Origin of the sequence: Desulfoscipio sp. XC116, from assembly GCF_039851975.1 — a bacterium.
In the GTDB taxonomy this organism is placed as follows: domain Bacteria; phylum Bacillota; class Desulfotomaculia; order Desulfotomaculales; family Desulfallaceae; genus Sporotomaculum.
Genome location: NZ_CP156660.1, coordinates 3,249,702 through 3,269,834, shown reverse-complemented (window position 1 = coordinate 3,269,834; position 20,133 = coordinate 3,249,702). Strand labels below are relative to the sequence as shown.

14 protein-coding genes are annotated in these 20,133 nt (G+C 45.7%); 12 read left to right on the top strand and 2 right to left on the bottom strand.

The window, feature by feature from the left end; genetic code table 11:
- Positions 1-2 precede the first annotated feature (2 nt).
- From ABDB91_RS15570 to ABDB91_RS15555, 4 genes are all read left to right on the top strand, one after another.
- Positions 3-4,133 (top strand): UvrD-helicase domain-containing protein, encoded by a 4,131-nt coding sequence (locus tag ABDB91_RS15570; protein WP_347491626.1) that lies wholly within the window; start codon positions 3-5, stop codon positions 4,131-4,133.
- A gap of 189 nt (positions 4,134-4,322) precedes the next feature.
- Positions 4,323-5,600: a DUF4276 family protein gene (locus tag ABDB91_RS15565; protein WP_347488610.1), complete on the top strand. Its 1,278-nt coding sequence runs from the start codon at positions 4,323-4,325 to the stop codon at positions 5,598-5,600.
- Between the two features lie 447 nt (positions 5,601-6,047).
- Positions 6,048-6,368 (top strand): SCP2 sterol-binding domain-containing protein, encoded by a 321-nt coding sequence (locus ABDB91_RS15560; protein WP_347488609.1) that lies wholly within the window; start codon positions 6,048-6,050, stop codon positions 6,366-6,368.
- 551 nt (positions 6,369-6,919) lie between these two features.
- On the top strand, positions 6,920-7,618 hold the full coding sequence (locus tag ABDB91_RS15555; protein ID WP_347488608.1) for a metal-dependent hydrolase: 699 nt from the start codon (positions 6,920-6,922) through the stop codon (positions 7,616-7,618).
- Positions 7,619-8,157: 539 nt separating this feature from the next.
- On the opposite strand, the gene ABDB91_RS15550 is transcribed toward ABDB91_RS15555, so the two are convergent.
- Together ABDB91_RS15550 and ABDB91_RS15545 are read right to left on the bottom strand one after the other, a co-directional pair.
- Entirely contained in the window at positions 8,158-9,843 is a 1,686-nt protein-coding gene (locus ABDB91_RS15550) for a M56 family metallopeptidase (protein ID WP_347488607.1), read from the bottom strand.
- Between the two features lies 1 nt (position 9,844).
- Positions 9,845-10,222 carry a BlaI/MecI/CopY family transcriptional regulator gene (locus ABDB91_RS15545; protein WP_347488606.1) on the bottom strand — a complete coding sequence of 126 codons (378 nt, stop codon included), beginning with the start codon at positions 10,220-10,222 and terminating at the stop codon, positions 9,845-9,847.
- A 335-nt stretch (positions 10,223-10,557) separates the two neighbouring features.
- On the opposite strand from ABDB91_RS15545, the gene ABDB91_RS15540 reads away from it, so the two are divergent.
- The 8 genes from ABDB91_RS15540 to ABDB91_RS15505 all read left to right on the top strand — a co-directional run bounded on the left by ABDB91_RS15540 (position 10,558) and on the right by ABDB91_RS15505 (position 19,895).
- Positions 10,558-11,724 carry a CaiB/BaiF CoA-transferase family protein gene (locus tag ABDB91_RS15540; RefSeq protein ID WP_347488605.1) on the top strand — a complete coding sequence of 389 codons (1,167 nt, stop codon included), beginning with the start codon at positions 10,558-10,560 and terminating at the stop codon, positions 11,722-11,724.
- Between the two features lie 605 nt (positions 11,725-12,329).
- Positions 12,330-12,650 (top strand): hypothetical protein, encoded by a 321-nt coding sequence (locus tag ABDB91_RS15535; protein ID WP_347488604.1) that lies wholly within the window; start codon positions 12,330-12,332, stop codon positions 12,648-12,650.
- A 38-nt stretch (positions 12,651-12,688) separates the two neighbouring features.
- The gene (locus ABDB91_RS15530) at positions 12,689-13,012 is read left to right on the top strand and encodes a hypothetical protein (RefSeq protein ID WP_347488603.1); all 324 of its coding nucleotides are present in this window, start codon (positions 12,689-12,691) and stop codon (positions 13,010-13,012) included.
- 441 nt (positions 13,013-13,453) lie between these two features.
- Positions 13,454-14,737 (top strand): CoA transferase, encoded by a 1,284-nt coding sequence (locus tag ABDB91_RS15525; protein WP_347491625.1) that lies wholly within the window; start codon positions 13,454-13,456, stop codon positions 14,735-14,737.
- Between the two features lie 59 nt (positions 14,738-14,796).
- Positions 14,797-16,140 carry an MFS transporter gene (locus ABDB91_RS15520; RefSeq protein WP_347488602.1) on the top strand — a complete coding sequence of 448 codons (1,344 nt, stop codon included), beginning with the start codon at positions 14,797-14,799 and terminating at the stop codon, positions 16,138-16,140.
- Between the two features lie 295 nt (positions 16,141-16,435).
- Positions 16,436-17,284: a 3-hydroxyacyl-CoA dehydrogenase family protein gene (locus tag ABDB91_RS15515; protein WP_347488601.1), complete on the top strand. Its 849-nt coding sequence runs from the start codon at positions 16,436-16,438 to the stop codon at positions 17,282-17,284.
- Between the two features lie 44 nt (positions 17,285-17,328).
- Positions 17,329-18,108, top strand: a complete 780-nt coding sequence (locus tag ABDB91_RS15510) for an enoyl-CoA hydratase-related protein (protein WP_347488600.1) — start codon at positions 17,329-17,331, stop codon at positions 18,106-18,108.
- A gap of 32 nt (positions 18,109-18,140) precedes the next feature.
- Positions 18,141-19,895 (top strand): acyl-CoA dehydrogenase family protein, encoded by a 1,755-nt coding sequence (locus tag ABDB91_RS15505; RefSeq protein WP_347488599.1) that lies wholly within the window; start codon positions 18,141-18,143, stop codon positions 19,893-19,895.
- Positions 19,896-20,133 lie beyond the last annotated feature (238 nt).

Sequence of the window (20,133 nt, the reverse complement as noted above, 5' to 3'; positions counted from 1 at the left end):
AAATGACTGCAAGGTGGACTTCACAGCAGTTTGATGCTATTACCGGCCGGGACCGCCGACTGCTGGTGGCTGCGGCGGCGGGGGCCGGTAAAACCGCCGTGCTGGTGGAACGCATTATCAGGCGGATAACCGACCCGGCGGACCCGGTAGATGTGGACCGGTTGCTGGTAGTTACCTTTACCAATGCGGCGGCCGCGGAAATGCGGGAGCGTATCGGCCTGGCTATTAACCGGGCCCTGGAAAATGATCCGGGATCGGGGCTGTTGCGCCGTCAGTCAGCCTTGCTGCAGCGGGCCAGCATCAGTACCATGCACTCTTTTTGTCTGGAATTGATCAGACAGCATTTTTACCGTCTGGAACTGGATCCGGTTTTCCGGGTAGCCGATGATGCCGAGTCTGCTTTACTGCAGTTGGATGTGCTGGAGGCCGTATTTGAGAGCCGGTTTGCTGCGGGAGATCAGCAATTCCTGGCTCTGGCGGACTGTTATGGCGGGCACCAGGATGATACGGGCCTACAAGAACTGGTATTGGAGTTGTATAAATTTTCCCGCAGTACTCCCCGGCCCGGGGAATGGCTGTGCCGGCTGCCTGATTGGTTTAACTTGTCCGAAGATGCCGCGGTGGACCATTTACCCTGGTTTAGCATTTTAAAAGAAACTGTCAATAATGAATTGGCCGGCGTGCGTGGTATGTTGGAACAAGCCGGGCGGCTGGCCGGTCAACCTGGCGGGCCACAGCCTTATCTGGCTACTTTGCGGGAAGATCTGTTGCTGCTGGAGGATTTGATCGGGGCTTGCGCTATTAGCTGGGACAAGCTGCACAGGCAGTTTAACGCTGCGGTATTTAGTAAGCTGGCTAATTGTAAAAAAGGTGTGGCCGATGAAGACTTAAAAAAAACCGTACAGAAGCTGCGTAACGCGGCAAAAGAGCGGGTGCAGAAAATGCAGCGGCGTTATTTCAATCGCCCGGCGGCGCAGCTGCTGAATGAATTGAGACAAATGGCGCCGCTGCTGGATGCGCTGGCCGGGCTGGTGGAACAATTTGCCGAGTATTATCGTCGGGCTAAACTGGCCCGTGGAGTGGTTGATTTTAACGATCTGGAACATTATGCTTTGCAGATTTTAGAGGAGACGCCCGGTGCCGCCGGTGAATCTTCTGCCGTTTATGACGGTGGTACGGGCGACAGGGTTGGTAGTAGTGATGACAGTGCTATTTATATTGGTGGCGGCGATGGTGGCAGTTGTGCTCCAATACGTCCGTCCGCCGTGGCCTTGGAATTGCGGGAGCGTTTTACCGAGGTACTGGTGGATGAATACCAGGATATCAACGCTGTGCAGGAAAATATTATAAACCTGGTGGCCGGTTCCGATGGGCAAACCGGGACCGGCTTATTTATGGTAGGTGATGTCAAACAAAGTATTTACCGGTTCCGGCTGGCTGAGCCCGGTTTGTTTATGGACAAATATCACCGTTTTGCCGCAGATGACGGCGCGGGCAGGCTGATTAACCTGGCCCGTAATTTCCGCAGCCGCCGTGGGGTGGTGGATGCGGTCAATTTTATATTTCGCCAGATTATGAGTCCAACGGTGGGCGAAATGGTTTACGACGCGCGGGCTGAACTGGCGTGCGGGGCTGAGTATCCCCCCCGACCGGATGTGGCGGATGACAATACCGGGCAATCGGGGCGGCAATCCGGCCCTGATCGGGTCGATGCAGCTGTCCGGGATCTTGGGCGGTCCTGCCGGAACAAAGCCCGTGCCGGGAAGAACATGCCGGCGGAGGGCGGGCAAGTTCATGCGGCCGGTGAGGATAGCCGCATCGGTTCCGGTGAACACTCATCTGGAACGGATAAAGCTATATCGGACGGAGAAACGGTGGAACTGCATTTGGTTGAGATAGTGACGGAGCAGGCAATGACCGGTGCGGACGAGGATGGTTCCGCCGCCGGTGGCGGGGAAGATAACCGCGGCGCCGATCCGGAAGAGGACCTGGATGCCCTGCAACTGGAGGCACGTACGGTGGCGCAGCGAATTGCCGGGCTGATGGATGAGGGCTATCCGGTATATGACCGGGAGCAAAATGAGTACCGGCCGCTTACTTACCGGGATGTGGCTGTGCTTTTAAGAGCCACTGCCGGACGGGCCAATATTTTCGTGGAGGAGTTCGGCAAGCTGGGTATACCGGCCTATGCCGAGCTTAATACGGGATATTTCGAGGCTGTCGAGGTGGAAACGATGCTGGCGCTGTTGCAGATTATTGATAATCCGCGCCAGGATGTGCCGCTGGCGGCGGTGCTCCGATCGCCCCTGGCGAGCTTTAGCTCGGAGGATTTGGCTCAAATTAGATTGTGCGGTGGGCCGGGCGATTTTTATGATGCCGTGGTATTGAGTACTTTGGAGGGGCCGCGGGAACTGGCCGGACCGCTGACTCAGTTTCTGCAGCGGCTGGAACGCTGGCGCACCATGGCCCGCCGGGGCAGTCTGGCCGAGCTGCTTTGGACCTTGTACCGGGAAACAGGTTATTATGATTTTGTAGGCGGCCTGCCGGGCGGCAGTCAGCGTCAGGCTAATTTGCGGGCGCTGTATCACCGGGCCCGGCAGTACGAAGACACTGCTTACCGGGGTTTATTCCGCTTTATGCGCTTTATCGAACGCATACGGGATAACAGCGGCGACATGGGCGCGGCCCGTGCCCTGGGCGAGAATGAAAATGTAGTGCGTATTATGAGTATCCACAAAAGCAAGGGACTGGAATTTCCGGTAGTGATTGTGGCCGGATTGGGCAAAAGGTTTAATCTGGTTGATTTAAACAAAAGCGTGCTGATGCACCGGAATCTGGGCCTGGGTCCCCAGTTGGTGGATGCTGAAAAACGCATAGCGTATCCCACGGTGGCCAAATTAGCCGTGCGGGACAAGTTGCGGGCCGAGGCACTGGCCGAAGAAATGCGGGTGCTTTATGTGGCTATGACCAGAGCGCGGGAAAAACTAATTCTGGTAGGTACGGTGCGCCGGCTGCGGGACTGTGCGACCCGCTGGTGCGCCGCGGCGGATATGCCCCGGGTGCAGCTGCCGCCCTGGCTGGCTGCCGGTGCGGCGAATTGCCTGGACTGGCTATGCCCGGCTCTGGTCAGGCACCGTGACTGTGCGTTGTTGCGGGAATTGACCGATGTTGCAAATTTTACCGCTTTGGGGAGCAGGGAATTATCACCAACCGGTTCTGTAAACACTAATCCTGCGCCATCAGCTGTCTGGAACGACCCCTCCAGCTGGCGGGTGTTTATTTGGGATCACCCGGCTCGGCAGCAGCAAGCCGATGCGTTTTCCCCCGTTGTCCAGATGGAACATGTGCGTCGGCTTGAGCCCGTGCCCGGCACAGGTCCGCTGGCCGACCAAATAGCCGCCCGCCTTAGCTGGCGCTATCCTCATCAGCACTGGCAGGGCTTGCCTGCCCGGGCAACAGTGACCGGCTTGAAAAAGATGGCCTTACTGCAAAGTGATATGGCGGCGGGTGTAGAACAAGCCAACCGGGATTCTCAAAACAGCTTGGCTGCCAGGCCGCTGTTTGCGCAAAAAAAATCCGGGCTTAGCGCCGCCGAGCGGGGACAGGCTCTGCACTTGGTCATGCAATTGCTGAACCTGGAGGGAAAACTGGATGCAGGCGGTGTAAGTGAGCAAATAACTGTTATGGTGGAGCAAGAAAAGCTCAGCCGGGCGCAGGCTGAGGTAGTAGCCCCGGAGTCGGTGGCTTGTTTTTGGGCCAGCCCTCTGGGACAAAGAATATTAAAAAGCAGCCGGATTTACCGGGAACTTCCCTTTACTCTGGCTTTGCCCGCACAGCAAGTCTATCCGCAAACAGCGGAGGACGGGAATAACGACGAAACCGTGCTGGTGCAGGGAATTATCGATTGCCTGGCGGAAGAAGAGGAAGGCCTGCTGTTGGTGGACTATAAAACCGATCGCTATAACCCGGCCACAATAATGCAGATAGCCGGGCGTTACGGAAGTCAGCTTGACCTGTACATAAGAGCGGTGGAAAATATCACGGGACGCCGGGTAACGGCCACATATCTGTATATGTTTTATGGTGGTGACGCGCTGGTTTATCGGAAAGGGCAAATATATAAAATCAATTGATAACATGGAACGGACTCAGTGAAGCAACGCTTATATATGATAATAGGAAAAAATATGGTAGTATGATGTTAAAAAACTACTACACCTTACCAGGGACGGATTCATTTACTCCAGCATTATAGAATGAGGTACGTGAATAACACATCCTCTTTTCTGGTAGAATTATTAGGCTTATGGGGGTGAAAATTAGTGCTTGATAGAATTCTATTGTCCGGGTATAAGTCAATCAAAGACATGAACCTGGAACTTCGTAATTTAAATGTGTTAATAGGTGCAAATGGTGTTGGGAAGTCAAATTTGATTAGCTTGTTTAAGCTCTTCAACTACCTGCTGAGTAACAGCCTCCAGCAGTATATAGCCTTATCAGGTTTCGCTGATGCGATACTTTACTATGGCGCTAGAAGAACCCCTCAGATTGTCGCAACGTTTAATTTTAGCACTCCATCGGGTAAAAATGTTTATCACATGCGTCTTGTTAACGCTGCTCAGGATACTTTGATTTTTGCCGACGAGGCAATTTCTTTTTCACGCAATGGCATAGAAGGGCAGGCCCCTATTACTTCGCTGGGTGCCGGTCATCGCGAATCGAAGTTGTTGGACGAGGAACACTTTTTAAATACCGCTAATCCTAAATTTAATCAGAGGACGGCAAGAGTAATAAAATCAATTATGCAAAGATGGCGAGTGTATCATTTTCATGACACTTCCAGTGATGCAAAGATTAAAAAACAAGGCTATATCAATGATAATCACTACTTGCGGAATGACGGTGGTAATCTAGCGGCTTTTTTGTACCAAATGCGGCAGAAGAATGAAATGCATTATAAACGAATCGTAACGGTTCTGAAATCAGTTATCCCTTTTTTTGGCGATTTTGTTTTGGTCCCCAATGCTATAAATCCGGATTATATTATTTTAAATTGGAGAGAACAGGACGTAGACCCTGATATTATATTTGGCCCAAACCAGTTGTCAGACGGAACTCTCAGACTAATGGCCCTAATTACTTTATTGCTGCAACCCCAGCCTCCTGAGCTTATAATTATTGACGAACCGGAACTGGGCCTGCATCCTTATGCGATCTCAGTTTTAGCTGCCTTATTAAAGAGTGCCTCGCGCCAGACACAAATTATTGTATCAACGCAATCAGTTACTCTGGTAGACCAGCTTGAACCCGAACATATTGTGGTGGTGAATCGAGAAAACGACCAATCCGTTTTCGCACGGTTGAATGAACAAGATTTAGTGACAAATAGTTTAGATTCTCCGGAGCTAATAAACGAGGGGGATGAGACTGCTCCATCTAAAAGGATAATCAACGAAATACCTGAGTATAAGGATAATAAGGTTCTCATAGGTCCGACGGTGGCCAAAGAGATTGGTTTGCCAAAACTAAGGGAGCGATGTGCTCATTTTAATGAGTGGCTGGGAAGGATTGAAAACCTAAGTTTAAGAATACCTGGGTAGTTGTTGCGCTCGGGTTGGTGGACAAGGCCTTACGGCTTTATCCAGGACCTTCCAAAAGAAGTTGCCCTGCCCCTATACGTTAAATTCATTGACAATGGGTCTGAAATTAGCTTAAACTAAAATAGATCATATTTACGGGGTAAGTAGCTATCTAATAATGAATGATTGTTCATTCGCAATAAGGCCATTGCCTAAAATATTTTATGTTGGTTTGGTAGAATACCGCTATAATAAATCATATTTAAATAATGGGCACATAAATTTAGTATGTTCACATCTTGGTGATTATTGTTTATAGCATCGGAGAAGTCAACGTTAACAAGTAATATTCGGGTTACGGGGTTTATTATGGTTACTACCGTGTTTTGTCAATATTGATAGGTGTTTTATCGTAACCGGAGGAATCGGTGACAGTGCCGACCACATATATTAAGAGGGGGAATGTTAATGAGTTTGCAGGAAATCATTACAGGCTTACAGGCTAAGCTAAGTGCCGATCCGTCTAAAATGGCCGGTGTAACGGCGACCTATCAGTTTAAACTATCAGGTGACGGGGGCGGGGATTACAATATTGTATTCACCGATGGCGCTGCCCAGCTCAATCAGGGTGTGACGGATGATCCCAGCATCACTATTTCTATGGAAGCCGCTGATTTTAAAGATCTGGTGGACGGTAAAATGGACGCTATAAGTGCTTTTATGACCGGTAAATTAAAAGTGGAAGGCGATATGTCGCTGGCTATGCGCTTACAGGCATTGTTGGGATAATGCGAGCGTGAGCGAAGCAATCCCGGACTTCGAAGCGGGTCCCCCAAGAAATGCGGATTGCAAAGCGGAGATTGCTTCGTCGCTTTGCTTCCCGCAATGACAGACTTTAAGCGTCACAGGTTTTATTAATAGCAATGATAGACTTTAATTGCATTCTTCGCAATGGCGGACTTCAAGCGTTGCAGGTTGTATGCATAGCAATGACAAACTAACTAACTATGCTTTCATTCTTTGGTGGCGCCGCGCAAGCGGCAGGAATATGATTAAAAGTCTATACGATAGTAAAGCAGGCCGTTGAATATTTAATCAACGGCTTGTTGTTGTGAGGGCGTTATACTATCTTATTTCCGTTTTGATATCCCGCGGGATTATCGGCTCCCCGACCTTCTAAAACTATGTAGAAATTCAGGAAGGCCGTAATATTAGCAAAGTGTTAGGTGATGGTTGTATTTGGTAAATTAATTTAACTAATCGGCAGGATTATACCGGTTTAAGCAGAAATATTCGGTTAACACTAAATGTAATAAATATTAAGGGAGATGATCTTGATAATGCCCCATAAAGTAAAATGGTTGGGACACGCTGCTTGTCAGATCACCACCGCCGGCGGCCGCGTAATTTTAATCGATCCCTGGATTACGGGTAATCCCTGTTGTCCGATTAAGAAGGATGATATTGGTAAAATAGATGCTATTTTAGTGACCCATGACCATTTTGATCACTTGGGTACGGATATACCGGAACTGGTGCGGGCTACCGGTGCCGTGGTAATTGCCCAGCCGGAACTGGCAAGTGCCTTACAGAAGGCCGGGGTCGGCGCCGAAAACATTATTAACGGTATAGGCATGAATATAGGCGGCCAGGTTGAAGCGGCGGGTGTTAAAGTGATTATGACACAGGCTTTCCATTCCGGCACTGCGGGTAATGCCGTCGGCTATATAGTAGTTTTAGAGGACGGCAAAACGGTTTATCATGCCGGTGACACAGGTATTTTCGCCAGTATGGAGCTATTAGGGAAAATTTATCATATCGACCTGGCCCTATTGCCTATCGGCAGCGTATTTGTCATGGATCCGCTGCAGGCCGCTTATAGTCTGACTTTACTCAAACCTGACAAGGTTATTCCCATCCACTATGCCACGTTCCCTGTTTTAGTTCAGGATGCTGATGAGTTTATCAAACTGGCCGGGGAAAAAGCCCCCGAGGTGCAAGTGGAGGCTTTGCAGCCGGGACAGGAAGTAATCTTATAACAAGCGTACCAATAACTTTTAACCCTGCGCATTAGGACAGTGTTCTAAAAGAAGCATAAACTCATGGCGGGCGGCGGCGTTATTGTACGGTACTCGGCCCATATATTCAGTTGTTTTAGGCTCCTAAGCCCATCAGGGCCAGACGGTTAAACGCATCCACATTGTTGTAGATGATTTATACCTTTTGGCGGCGGTCGCCCCGCGCCTGTTCCGGCTTGCGCCGCAATCGGCATAGTAGGCCGCACCGGAGAATAGGCCGGGATTTCCGTAGCCGCGGGGCGCGTTGCTTGTGTTGGCGCATACTCCGTATAATATCCCATGTTTTCGGGGCGATAATTGCCGGGTGGGTATTCGTGAACACAAGCTGTTTTTCGGGAGGATTTAAGCGGGGGCGGCTGTCCTTGGATGACGGCTTTGATTTATTTCAAAACCGCTGCTTGCAATCGGCTATGCTTTAGCGCATATACTTATCCCGCCGTTGAAACAACGGTTTATTCTCGTGCTAATGCGGAGAAGTATTCTGTCAATAAGACAGCGTTTTATTCCACAACCTCAATTCCAATCAATGCGCCATATCCGTTGGCGTCAGGTTGCGTATAATCTCGTACAGCCTCTATTTCAATTTCCCCATCAGGGCTGCCCATCCGCCGCATAGCTCCTTTAAACTTTCCGCTTGAAAATGATTCTCCGTTTGATGCTAATACATCAACAAATTGTCGAACCAGTTTTCCATTATAGTAAAAGCAATCCTGCTTTTTATCATAAGTTACGCCGAACGGCTCGTAAATTGAGTACAATTTTGCCAATTCATCCGGTGTTAATTCAGGGCCACTTTCTACCGCCGTCGGTTGCATTGGCGGATTTTTTAATTCTTCAATATCCCTTGCCTCAAACTCCGCTTGACTATACGCTTCTACCCCTATGAGCTTGCCGCTCGGGTCAGTCGATCCATCGGGATTGAGGGTTAATTGTGATAAATTTCTTACGCCATGAACATCAATCGTGCCATTTTCATTGAAGTAGCTTTTTCCTACGCTGGCGCCATCCCCGACCGGATAGTAATCCTCAAAATACCGGACTAATTTCTCATTGTAAAATAGCTGGTCTGTGTTTTTGTTGTAGGTAAGCCCGCACTGCCCATAGACAGCAAACGCTTCCGCCTTACTTTCCGGTGTTTCCACAATATTTTCTTCAGCAATGGCGACATAATTAGTAACATTTTTGCTTTCAGGTCCGTTTGCCTGCTCTTTATCTGTGGCAGCGGCAAGCGTAGCGCCAGTGGTTAAAATCCCTATCAGCACAATACAAAAAATTGCAACGCCAGCCCTCTTTTGTTTCGTGTCCATGATTGAATAAATACGATTTTTCATGTCTTTTTTCCCTCCATAAAAATTAGTTGATAATGCTGTTCGGAGCTTCGCCCCGTTCCTGACAACGCCAATAATGGTTTCACCATACTGCTTGCGCTGGTGAAAATCCGCGCCCTGTAAAACCAGCGCGTCACAGGAGATTTCACATTGTACCGCTGTTGCTTTTGCCATAAGATAGACAACCGGATTAAACCAATGGAGCGCGGTTGCCGCTAAAATCAGCGCCTTGTAGCAAAGGTCATGCCGCTTAAAATGAATAAGCTCATGCTTCAGAATAAGGGATAATTCAGCACCTGCAATTTTAACAGGCGGCAGTAAAATGGCAGGGTGGAATAAGCTAACGAGCATAGGGCTTGTAATGCTCTGGCACACGTTTAATCCTACCTGTGTCTTAATTCCTATTTGCGACTTTAAACTGTCCAAGATCCCCAAGCTCTCTAAATCGGTTACAGGCTCACTCCATCGGCGTACCATCTTCATAAAACGGCCATGCCGCAGAGTATGATACAATACGACGATTACAACACCTAAAATCCAGATTGCCGCAAGCACCCACCATAAGGGGATTGTTGCCGGAGCGTTCACAATGTCCCCTGCATTGGCCATAGGCGGTATGGCGTTGGTAATTGGCTGTACAGGCGTTACAGGCATATCCGGCATTTGCATGGGAAGAAACGACAGGTCAATCCGGGGGCGAAAGGGGAACATCCAGCCTGCCGCAATCACCAGCCAAACGATATAACGCCACCTTGCGGTATAGCGCTTTGATAAAATGGGGTGTATAGCCATATACGCAAGCGTTACCAGCGACATAGAAACAGAGCATTGAAGCAAAGCCGTTAGAAATGTCTGCATATCATTCCCTCTTTTCTTTCAGCCACTTTTCCAGTTGGTCAAGGTCGCTGTCTTTTAACTTGTTTCCGTCATATAGCGTGGCAACCAAGCTGGCAAAAGAGTTCCCGTGAAAACGCTCCATAAAATCGCCCGTTTCAAATTTCAGGTAGTCCTCTTTACTGATAAGCGGGAAATAGGTGCGCTCTTTGCCGTTTTTTTCAGTTCGGATAAAGCCGCGCTCCACCAGCCGCAACATAAGGGAAATGATCGTCTGCGCTTTCCATTCCCTTTCATGTCCAAGCTGCTGCATAATAATATTGGTCGTTATAGGCGGCTCATTTGCCCACACCACTTTCATAATGTCAAACTCCGCGTCCGGTAGTTTTTTCATTGTACCCATAATATTAACTCCTTTTAAGACAATTGCCTACAACGGTATTCTACATCTGCCTTAAATGAATATCAATCTTTTTTAGAAAAAATTTTCGGCAATTGCAGAAAATAATTTGATAAGATTCAAAACATTTATATAGGACGATATAAAAACCCTTCACTTCGGGCCAACTTGGCCCGAAGTGAAGCGCTAAAGTTTTAGAGAGCTATAGGGGTGGAAAACATAACCTGTCTGTTGACCGCCTATCTTGTTTTTATGATAATATTTAACAAATGAGCAGGAAGGGTTCAAACTTTGTTTAATATTCAAAAAATAAATAATTTACATAAGCAGGTGATTATATGCTTAAAGGAGTTCGTGTGCTGGATTTATCCCGGTTGCTGCCGGGACCTTACGCTACCATGCTGCTGGGTGACCTGGGGGCGGAGATAATTAAAGTCGAAGAGCCGGGCGCCGGTGATTACATGCGTCAATTTATGCCCCGGGTGGCCGGGGTCAGTGTGTTTTTCCTGGCAGTTAACCGTAATAAAAAAAGCATTACCTTAAATTTAAAAAAGGAGCGGGGCAAGGAAATTTTTCGGGGTTTGGCAAAAGATGCCGATGTAGTCATTGAGGGCTTTCGTCCGGGTGTGATGAAGACGCTGGGTTTAGATTATGAAGCTGTGCGGCAAATTAACCCCGGAATAGTGTATTGTTCCTTATCGGGTTATGGCCAGGACGGTCCTTACCGTGACCGGGCAGGACATGACCTCAACTACCTGTCGGTTAGCGGTGTACTGGGCATCACCGGGGTCAGGAATGCCCAACCCGTGGTGCCGGGGGTGCAGGTGGCGGACCTCACCGGCGGCATGTTTGCTGTAATCGGTATTTTATCAGCACTGTGGCAAAAAAAACGGGAGGGCCGGGGTGCTTACCTGGATTTATCCATGACGGACGGATTGTTTTCCATGATGTCCATGCACCTGGCCAATCTTATGGCCACCGGGACACCCGCGGCCCGGGGAGATATGATGCTGTGCGGTGCGCTGACCTGTTATAATGTCTATCGCACCAAGGACAACTGCTATGTGGCGCTGGGTGCGCTGGAGGCCAAGTTCTGGCAAAATTTCTGTCGCGCCCTGGATCGGGAGGATCTCATTCCGGGGCACCTTTCCCAGGCTGTGGATGACGATCCCGTATACCGGGAGGTGCAAGAAATTTTTCTTTCCCGCACTAAAGCCCGGTGGATGGAGTTCGCTGAAAGAGTTGATTGTTGTCTGACTCCGGTGGATACTGCGGAAGAGGTGCTGGACGGTGAGTATGCCCGTCGGCGGGGGATGATTATTGATGTACCCCATCCGGGCGGAGGTACGCTGCGTCAGGTGCGCAATCCCCTGGTATTTACCGGTGCGCCGAACCAAAAACCGCTGTCCCCGCCCGCTTTGGGCGAGCACAATGCAGAGCTCTATGGGGCACTGGGGCTGAATGATGAGGATCTGACGTTATTAAAAGGGCAAGGGGTTATTTAGGCAAGGCATTATGGTTTATAGAAATATTTATATATAGTAGGTGAAGCGGCCAAATGCTTGGGAATCCATCGTACCATGTTGTATAGAAAGTTAAATAAGAATAAACAGAATTAGGTATTGATAGAAATCTATACTTAATTCTAGTTGGAATCACTATAACTCTGAAATGATTTTACTTATGGAAGTCGTATTATTAATACAATGTATGAAAATTGCAACCATAGTTGTAGCATTATAGAGTTGTTTTTTAAAAGTTAAATATATATTAGGCCCAAAGACCGGGTTTATCAGGGTAAGGAAGTCTTGAAACGGCTTAGGTATAGCCATTCAGGACTTTCTTTTTTGGAGCTTATAACACTATTTGCTTAACCTTGGTAATTTGGCATGAATGTTGCTTTAAAAATCATTATTAAAAATACGAAGAGTAAAACAGCAATTGACAATATATAAAGATAAGTGATTATGGCTTGGCTTAACGATATTTATATAAAACTAATGCTCTGCTATGGAAAAACGATTTTAACGCCAATTGCCGTGTGAATTAGACCTGGGTGGGTAGGGTGTGCCGTTTATTTTAGGTAATTTATTCCATAAGGGTGAGGACAATGTCTATCGGTGATTTTTATGTGTGGAAGCGAAACCAGGTTAATAATTGTAAAGGCCCATTTAGATTCTCAATTGCAGAAATTCAGACAGATTTATATCAAGAAAATGAGCAAGTATATATTTCGGCTGCCGGGTATAATCCCTCATGTTTGGAAATAAGGAAGAAAAATAATGATTTACTGGTTGGTAAAGTTCCTTCCTCGTATGCTCACATTTGGGATTGCATTAGGAATGGTTGGTTTTATAGTGGTAAGATATTTTGTGTGTATGGTAATCAACACGGCATAGTGCCTTATGTCGAGTTTGTGGGCAGAAAATAAAATATATAGTATGGTAAAAGTTTTACGGGGTGATTGGGATGAAGTGCATTAAGTGTAAACACTACATTGAAAGTGCTAGTCAAAAAGAAGAAGGTTCCTTTTATCCTCATAAAATATTTGCATGTGTTCTATTGTTGAATAATAAAATTGATAATTGGTGGGTTGTGGAGTCCAAAATGGAAGATAATTTGGATGCAGCTGATTTTTTAAAAATCAAAGTCGATGGTAATTGCAGAATATTAAGAACCTGTTGGAATGTTGAAACCTTGGATGAACGTGATGCGGTTTTGAGTAAATTAGCTGCTAATTGGTTTGCTAAATGGCTGGTTATGGATGGTTTTAAGGGGTTTAAACCTTATTAATAAATTATGTTTTCTGTTATATAGTATTTTTGAGGTATGTATTAGATATGATAAATAAATTTCTAAAGCAATTCATTTTAATATTTTATCTTTCCGGGTAAATTTCCAAAAGTCAGGATACTGATTTTTGGGCTTTTTTTTTGTCGCCGGTAAAGTATTGTAAGTTGCATTTTAAATACGATGTGTCTGAGATGCAACTGCTGAAGTATCTATTCTGAAACTTGGTCTAAAGAGTTATTGGCGGGATCTAAAATAGGTTGTTGAATAGAGCAGATAAAGTGCCTGATTGAACGGCATATTTAATTTGTGGTTTTAAAGAAGTTTGGTATATGTTTTGCTCTTTATTTAATTTAAGCATAGCTAACGCAGGGTATGTCTAATGTTAATCTTGACGTAGCTATGATGATTAAAATAAAGGGATGGGATGGTGAAGACAATACTATGGGAAAATGGAAGGAAATTGAACGTATGCCTGCGCCGTATTTAATACCGTCGTTTGGTCCGCTTGCGGGCATGAGGGTATTGTTGGGTGGAAGTATAGTTGCTGCGCCTTTTGCAGCTTCCATGCTTGCTGAGTATGGCGCCGAGGTCATTCATATTGAACGGCCCAAAATTGGGGATCCCTATCGCCAGCAGGCCCCTATTGTTAAACGCGGTGAAAAGCAGGTAAGTGCCGGTTGGATGCAGGAGGCAAGAAATAAACTTAGTCTTACGCTTGAACTAAATCTTAAAATACCGGAGTCTAAAGAGATATTCCTTTCTCTTATCAAGAATTGTGATGTTTGGATGGAAAATATGGTTTGGACTGAGAAGCTTGGTATAAAAGAAGATGTACTGTTTGAAGTCAATCCCAAGCTAATTATAGCTCATGTCAGTGGCTTCGGAAGACCCCATTTTGGTGGTGTTCCTGAAGAATGTAATAGACCTTCATACGATCCCATAGGGCAGGCCGAGGGTGGCTATATGTTTATCAATGGTTTCCCCGAGCCGATGCCTCCGTCACATGCCGCTGTTTTTATAAACGATTATATAACCGCTATGTTTTGCTTCAGCGGGGTTTTAATGGCTTATATGCATGCCCAGAAGACAGGGCGGGGGCAGGCCATTGACATTGCTCAAGTTGAAGCCATGAGTAAGTGTCTTAATGATACCTTTGTACAATATTTTGTTTTAGACAAAGTAAGGGCAAGAAACGGTAACAAAGTGCCGATTTTCCAGCCCGGAAATTTGTACAAAACCAGGGATAATAAGTACTTATATATTGGTGCGTATGGTCCGATAGTTTATGGGCGGTTTATTAAAGCACTGGGTCTTGACCCGCAAAAATATACACATGAAGCGGCAGGCGCTTCACCGGAAGCAATAAATTCCGAACTTGGTCTTGAGCTTGATCGGATTGCTAAAGAATGGGTAGCGGCCCGGGAAGCGGAAGAGGGCAAGCAGTACTTATTAAGTTTTAAGGTACCGTGTGGTATTGTAAAGGACGCTGCTGATTTGGCTGCGAGTAGACACTACCAAAAGAGGGGGAATTTCATTGAGTATGAAGATTTGACAACCAAAGAAAGAGTAAAGGCTTTTGGGTTCTGCCCTAAAATGAGTGAAACTCCGCCTCAAGTATGGCGTGGAGCACCGGATCTGGGCCAGGATACTGATCTTATTCTTAATAGACTCTTAGGATACAGTGATGTGGAAATTGCGGTTTTTAGGGAGAAAGGCATAATTTAATGTTTGATTGCCTGTCCATCCCGATTCATGTTGTTTGTTAATAAGGGGAGAAAAAACAAATGAATAAAGTAACTATTTCTGATGTTATCGATAGAATAGGTGTATCGAAATATACCTTTTCAGTTTATCTCCTGGTTGGTCTAGTGGTTTTATTTAGTGGGATTGTTTATATGGTTGTTCCTTATACAATGTCTCAAATAGCTTTGGAATGGCAGTTAAGTAAAATTCAAACCGGAGCTCTTTCTTCGTGGAGCCTTTTGGGTTTAATGTTTGGGGGAATGCTTGCAGGTATTCTTTCTGATCGCATCGGTAGAAAGAAGATTCTTATTTTCTCTTGTCTGGTTTATTCATTATTTACGCTTCCTATTTATTGGGTGCAAAGTTACGAGGCATTTGCTGTTTTTAGAATATTAGGCGGTGTGGGTATCGGTGCTGTGATACCGGTTGGGGTAACAATGATGTCCGAAAATGTGCCGACTAAAAACAGGGGGTTCTTCTCAGCGTCAATAATGTCTTTTTACATGTTGGGCTGGGTTTTGGCAGGGGTTTTATGTACTTACGCGGTTTCTGATTTCGGCTGGAGGCTTTGCTTTTTATTGGCGGGCTTATCTGTTTTCTATTCGCTGGTGTTGATGGCCAGGCTTAATGAATCTCCACATTGGTTATTAAGTAGAGGCCGTGAAGCAGACGCAATAAAAGTTATTAAGAAGATGGAAAAAACAATTGAGGGTGCAGCCGGTGAATGGACTCCGGGTTGCTTAGTTACACCACCGCCTCCGAAAACAGTTGGTATGAGTGCTATTTTTTCTGCGGATTACAGGAGAATAACTATAAGTTTTTGGATTACGTATTTTATGGGGTCGGTAGTGATTTATGGTATATCGGGATGGCTTCCCACGCTTCTGGTTGAAAAGGGGTTTGGCTTGACTAAGGGATATTTTTTCGCCGTATTGCAAAATTTTGCCGGTATAGTCGGTGCATTGGCTACCGGTTATGTCGCGGATATTATAGGCCGTAAAAAGAACGTTGTTACTGCTTGGCTATTTGCGGCTGTGATGGTGATCCTCTTAGGTTATGTGACGAGCCAATGGCAAATTGTTATTTTTAGTGTTTTATCGGGCCTTGCCATAAATTGGGGGCTGACTGGGGTGCAGCCAATTCTTGCTGAAGCATACAGAACAGAATTTAGGAATACCGGGGTTGCTTGGGCTCAGGCATTTGGCCGTATTGGAGGATTTTCCGGCCCCATAGCCGCCGGCTATCTTCAGCAATTGGGTATTGGTTATACCGGTACGTTTATATTCCTTGCTATTCCCGCGGTGGTCTTTAGTATAATAGCATTTTTCTTTTTTTCTGAAACGAAAGGGAAGAGCATTGAATCTATTGCCGGTGCCGAAGCGTAAGTTTTGCTGCGGATAAATATTATAGTTGCATTTATGAAACATGTTGCAAAATTTCTACTTGAATTGTAGTTTTTATACATCCTTAAAGTAGTAATCAATCTCAATATTTTATATAAGCAATTAAAACTCTAATCACTGGATAAACGGCAATCTGCTTATGAGTCGGTATATTCTTACTTATCTCCCTATTTTGATGATTCAAATATTTGCGGAAATAATTTGGCACGGATCTTGCTTAAGTATGCAGTTAGATAGCTTAATTGCTAAAAATGTTAATAAATAGGAGGCATAGGTTATGGCTAAAAAACTGGGTATATTAGGGGCGGGCTCTATGGGCGGCGGAATTGCCCACTTGGCGGCAGTGAGGGGCTTTGAAGTTATACTTTGTGATGTGGAGCAGCGTTTTGTTGAAGGTGCCATTAAGCGTATGAACGGCTTTATGGATAAAAGCATTCAAAAACAAAAAATGACTGTTGAAGAGAAGGACGCGGCTTTAAATCGTGTTAGCATAACCACTAATATGGGAAATTTTGCCGATGCTGATTTGGTGATTGAGGCAATTTTCGAAGATCTGGCATTAAAGAAAACCGCCTTTGAGAAGATGGATAAGATTTGCCGTCCTGAGGCGATTTTAGCTACTAATACTTCTTCCATGTCAATTACCGCTATAGCTTCCGCCACTTCTCGCCCTGATAGAGTCTGCGGTTTGCATTTTTTTAATCCACCTATACTTATGCGTTTGGTAGAAGTTATTCGGGGCTACTATACAAGTGATGAAACTGTGCAATTAGGGTTTGAAGTGGCCCAAGCTATGGGTAAGACACCTGTTGAGGTTAAGAAGGATACCCCGGGTTTCATCGTCAACCGGGTTATGATGCCTCAGTTCTTGGAGGCTATGCGTATTGTGGAAGAAGGGGTGGCGACTGTCGAAGATGTCGATAAAGCGGTTGCTCTCGGTCTGAATTACCCCATGGGCCCCTTTACGTTAATGGATTTTACCGGAGTTGATATATCAGCCTTTGTAGCTGATTATATCTACAATGAGACTAAAGATCCCAAATGGAATCCTCCGCAGAATTTAAAAGCGTTGATACGGGCCGGAAGACTTGGCAAAAAGACCGGCTCCGGATGGTATGATAAATAGCACATTTGCTAAAAAACATTAACTTAGGGAAAGGGGATTATTTTATGGCCTATGAAGTAATCCAGTTAACTAAAGAAAACGGTGTTGCTGTTATAACTTTAAATCGCCCACCGGTGAACCCCCTGAACAGCCAAATGTTCCGGGAACTGGCTCTGGCAGCCGACGAATTACAAGCCGATGCTTCCGTCAAAGCCATAATCGTTACCGGTGGCGGAGAAAAGGCTTTTGCTGCCGGTGCTGATATTTCCGAAATAGCTGACCTAACTCCGGTGGAAGTGTATAGCTTTAACCAAATTTCCCGAACTGCTTTTGATAAATTAGAAAGTCTAGACAAACCGGTTATAGCCGCTATTAACGGATTTGCTTTGGGTGGTGGCTGTGAATTGGCTCTGTGCTGTGACTTTCGTTTGGCTTCCGATACGGCTAAGTTTGGTTTGCCTGAAGTCGGTCTGGGTATTATTCCCGGTGGTGGTGGTACTCAAAGACTTCCCAGGCTCATCGGTATGGCTAAAGCCAAGGAATTAATATTTCTGAATGACATTATTGACGCTGCTGCCGCCGAGAGATTAGGTTTAGTAAACAATGTAGTACCGGCAAACTTACTTATGGAAGAAGCTCAAAAGCTTGCTCGGAGACTGTCTTCCAAGCCGGCAGTAGCCATGAGTATGGCAAAATCGGCCATTAATGCAGGCATAAACATGGATCTTAACTCCGCCTTAATATTTGAAACTAAGAGTTTTGTTACTGCCTTTACCAGTGAAGACCGCAAAGAAGGCTTAGGGGCTTTTATGAAAAAGCGCAAACCAAACTTTACCGGTAAATAGACGACATTTGGCGCAGCGGGAGGTGGAAATAAATGAGTAATATACCCAAGGGGTTAAGCTTCCTTTTTGAAAAAACTGATCCTCAGGATATTTTTACACCTGAAGATTTTACCGATGAACATAGATTAATATTTAGAACTACCGCAAGCTTTGTTAATGATAACATTTTAAACAGAATGGAAGAGTTGGAATCCAAGCAAGAGGGTTTGAATAGGGAACTGCTGGAGGCTGCCGGAGAGTTGGGCCTTAATGGAACCGAAATTCCGGAAGAATATGGCGGTATGGAAATGGATAAGATCAGTACCACTATAATTGCCGAGTGTATGGGGTGGGGCGGCTCCTTTGCTATGACCCACGGCGGCCAAACCGGTATCGGTAGTATGCCGATTGTTATGTTTGGTACCCGCAAGCAAAAAGAAAAATATCTTCCTGGAATAGCCGGCGGTGAAAAAGTGGGGTCCTATGCTTTAACTGAGCCGGGAGCGGGCACGGACGCCATGGCTATCAAATCCAGAGCAGTTCTGAGTGCGGATGGCAAGTATTATATTTTAAATGGAAATAAACAATTTATCACTAATGCCGGATTTGCCGATGTCTTTATCGTATACGCAAAGATAGACAGCGAAAAGTTTACCGCCTTTATTGTTGATGCAGATTCCGAGGGTCTTTCAACCGGACCGGAGGAACACAAAATGGGCATTAAGGGCTCATCAACCAGAACTTTAATTCTTGAAGATGTGAAAGTGCCGGTTGAAAATTTGTTATTTCAAATTGGCCGGGGTCATGTTGTAGCTTTTAATATCTTAAATCTAGGCCGTTATAAATTATCCGCCAATGCCCTGGGTAGTTCCAAGTTTGCACTGGAGCTCGCGGCCGCCTACGCTAACGACCGCAAGCAGTTTGGTGAACCCATCGCTAATTTTGGCATGATTAGGGAAAAACTGTCTGAAATGGCTATAAGAATTTATATCGCGGAAAGCATGATTTACCGTACAGGGGGGCTGTTGGAAAACAAGCTGCAAAGTTTGGATATCTCCGGCGAGGATGGCGGACAGGTTGTCGCTAAAGGTATTGAGGAATATGCCCTGGAGTGTTCTATGAACAAGGTTTTTGCCACCGAGGCACAAGACTACATTGTGGACGAAGGGGTGCAGATTCACGGAGGTTATGGTTATAGCGCCGAATATGCCATAGAGAGACTTTACAGGGATGCCAGAATATATCGTATTTTTGAGGGAACTAATGAAATAAATCGTACAATTGTTCCCATTACCTTGCTGCGCAGAGTCGATAAAGGAGATTTACCACTTCGGGAAGCACTGAAAAAGTTGCAGGAGAAGCTTATTGACGGGATGCCTGTTAGAACCGGAGGAGAAGATTTAGTACAGGCGGCAAAAGATATTTTCTTGTTAACCTTTGGCGCCGGTCTTCAAAAATACGGTAAAGCTTTACTTAAGCAACAAGAAATATTGGCTAGATTAGCTAACTTGGCCATACAAACCTTTGCAATGGAAAGTGGTTGGCTGCGGGCGCAAAGGTCATTGAAAAACCAGGGCGAAGACAGGGCAAGGCTTAAGTTGATTATGGCCGGAGCTTACATTAATTCTGCAATCGGCGAAGTGAAGAATATAGCGGAAGAAACGCTGGCAGTGCTTGCCGAAGGTGATGAACTGGCAAATCTTTTGAAAAATCTACACAACCTATCGCGTTATATACCACAAAATACAGTGGTTCTCAGGCGGGAGATTGCTGCAGCTGTTTCAGAAGCGGGCAGGTATATAGTGTAAGACAAGTCTAGAAATCCTCAAAGAATAGATAAAGTACAGCAATATGCCCTGGAGCATCCCGATAAAAATTTATATTAATCAAAATAGTGATTAGCCTTCTATGGTAAAGCAGTCTTAAGCCCTGGAAGGCTAATAACTTATGCTTTCAAAAAAAGTTTAATATACTTTGCTTTAATATTGAAATTGGTTGTTTTCGAATAGCTTGGGAGGTGATAAGGTGGTTGCTGAACTTAGAGAA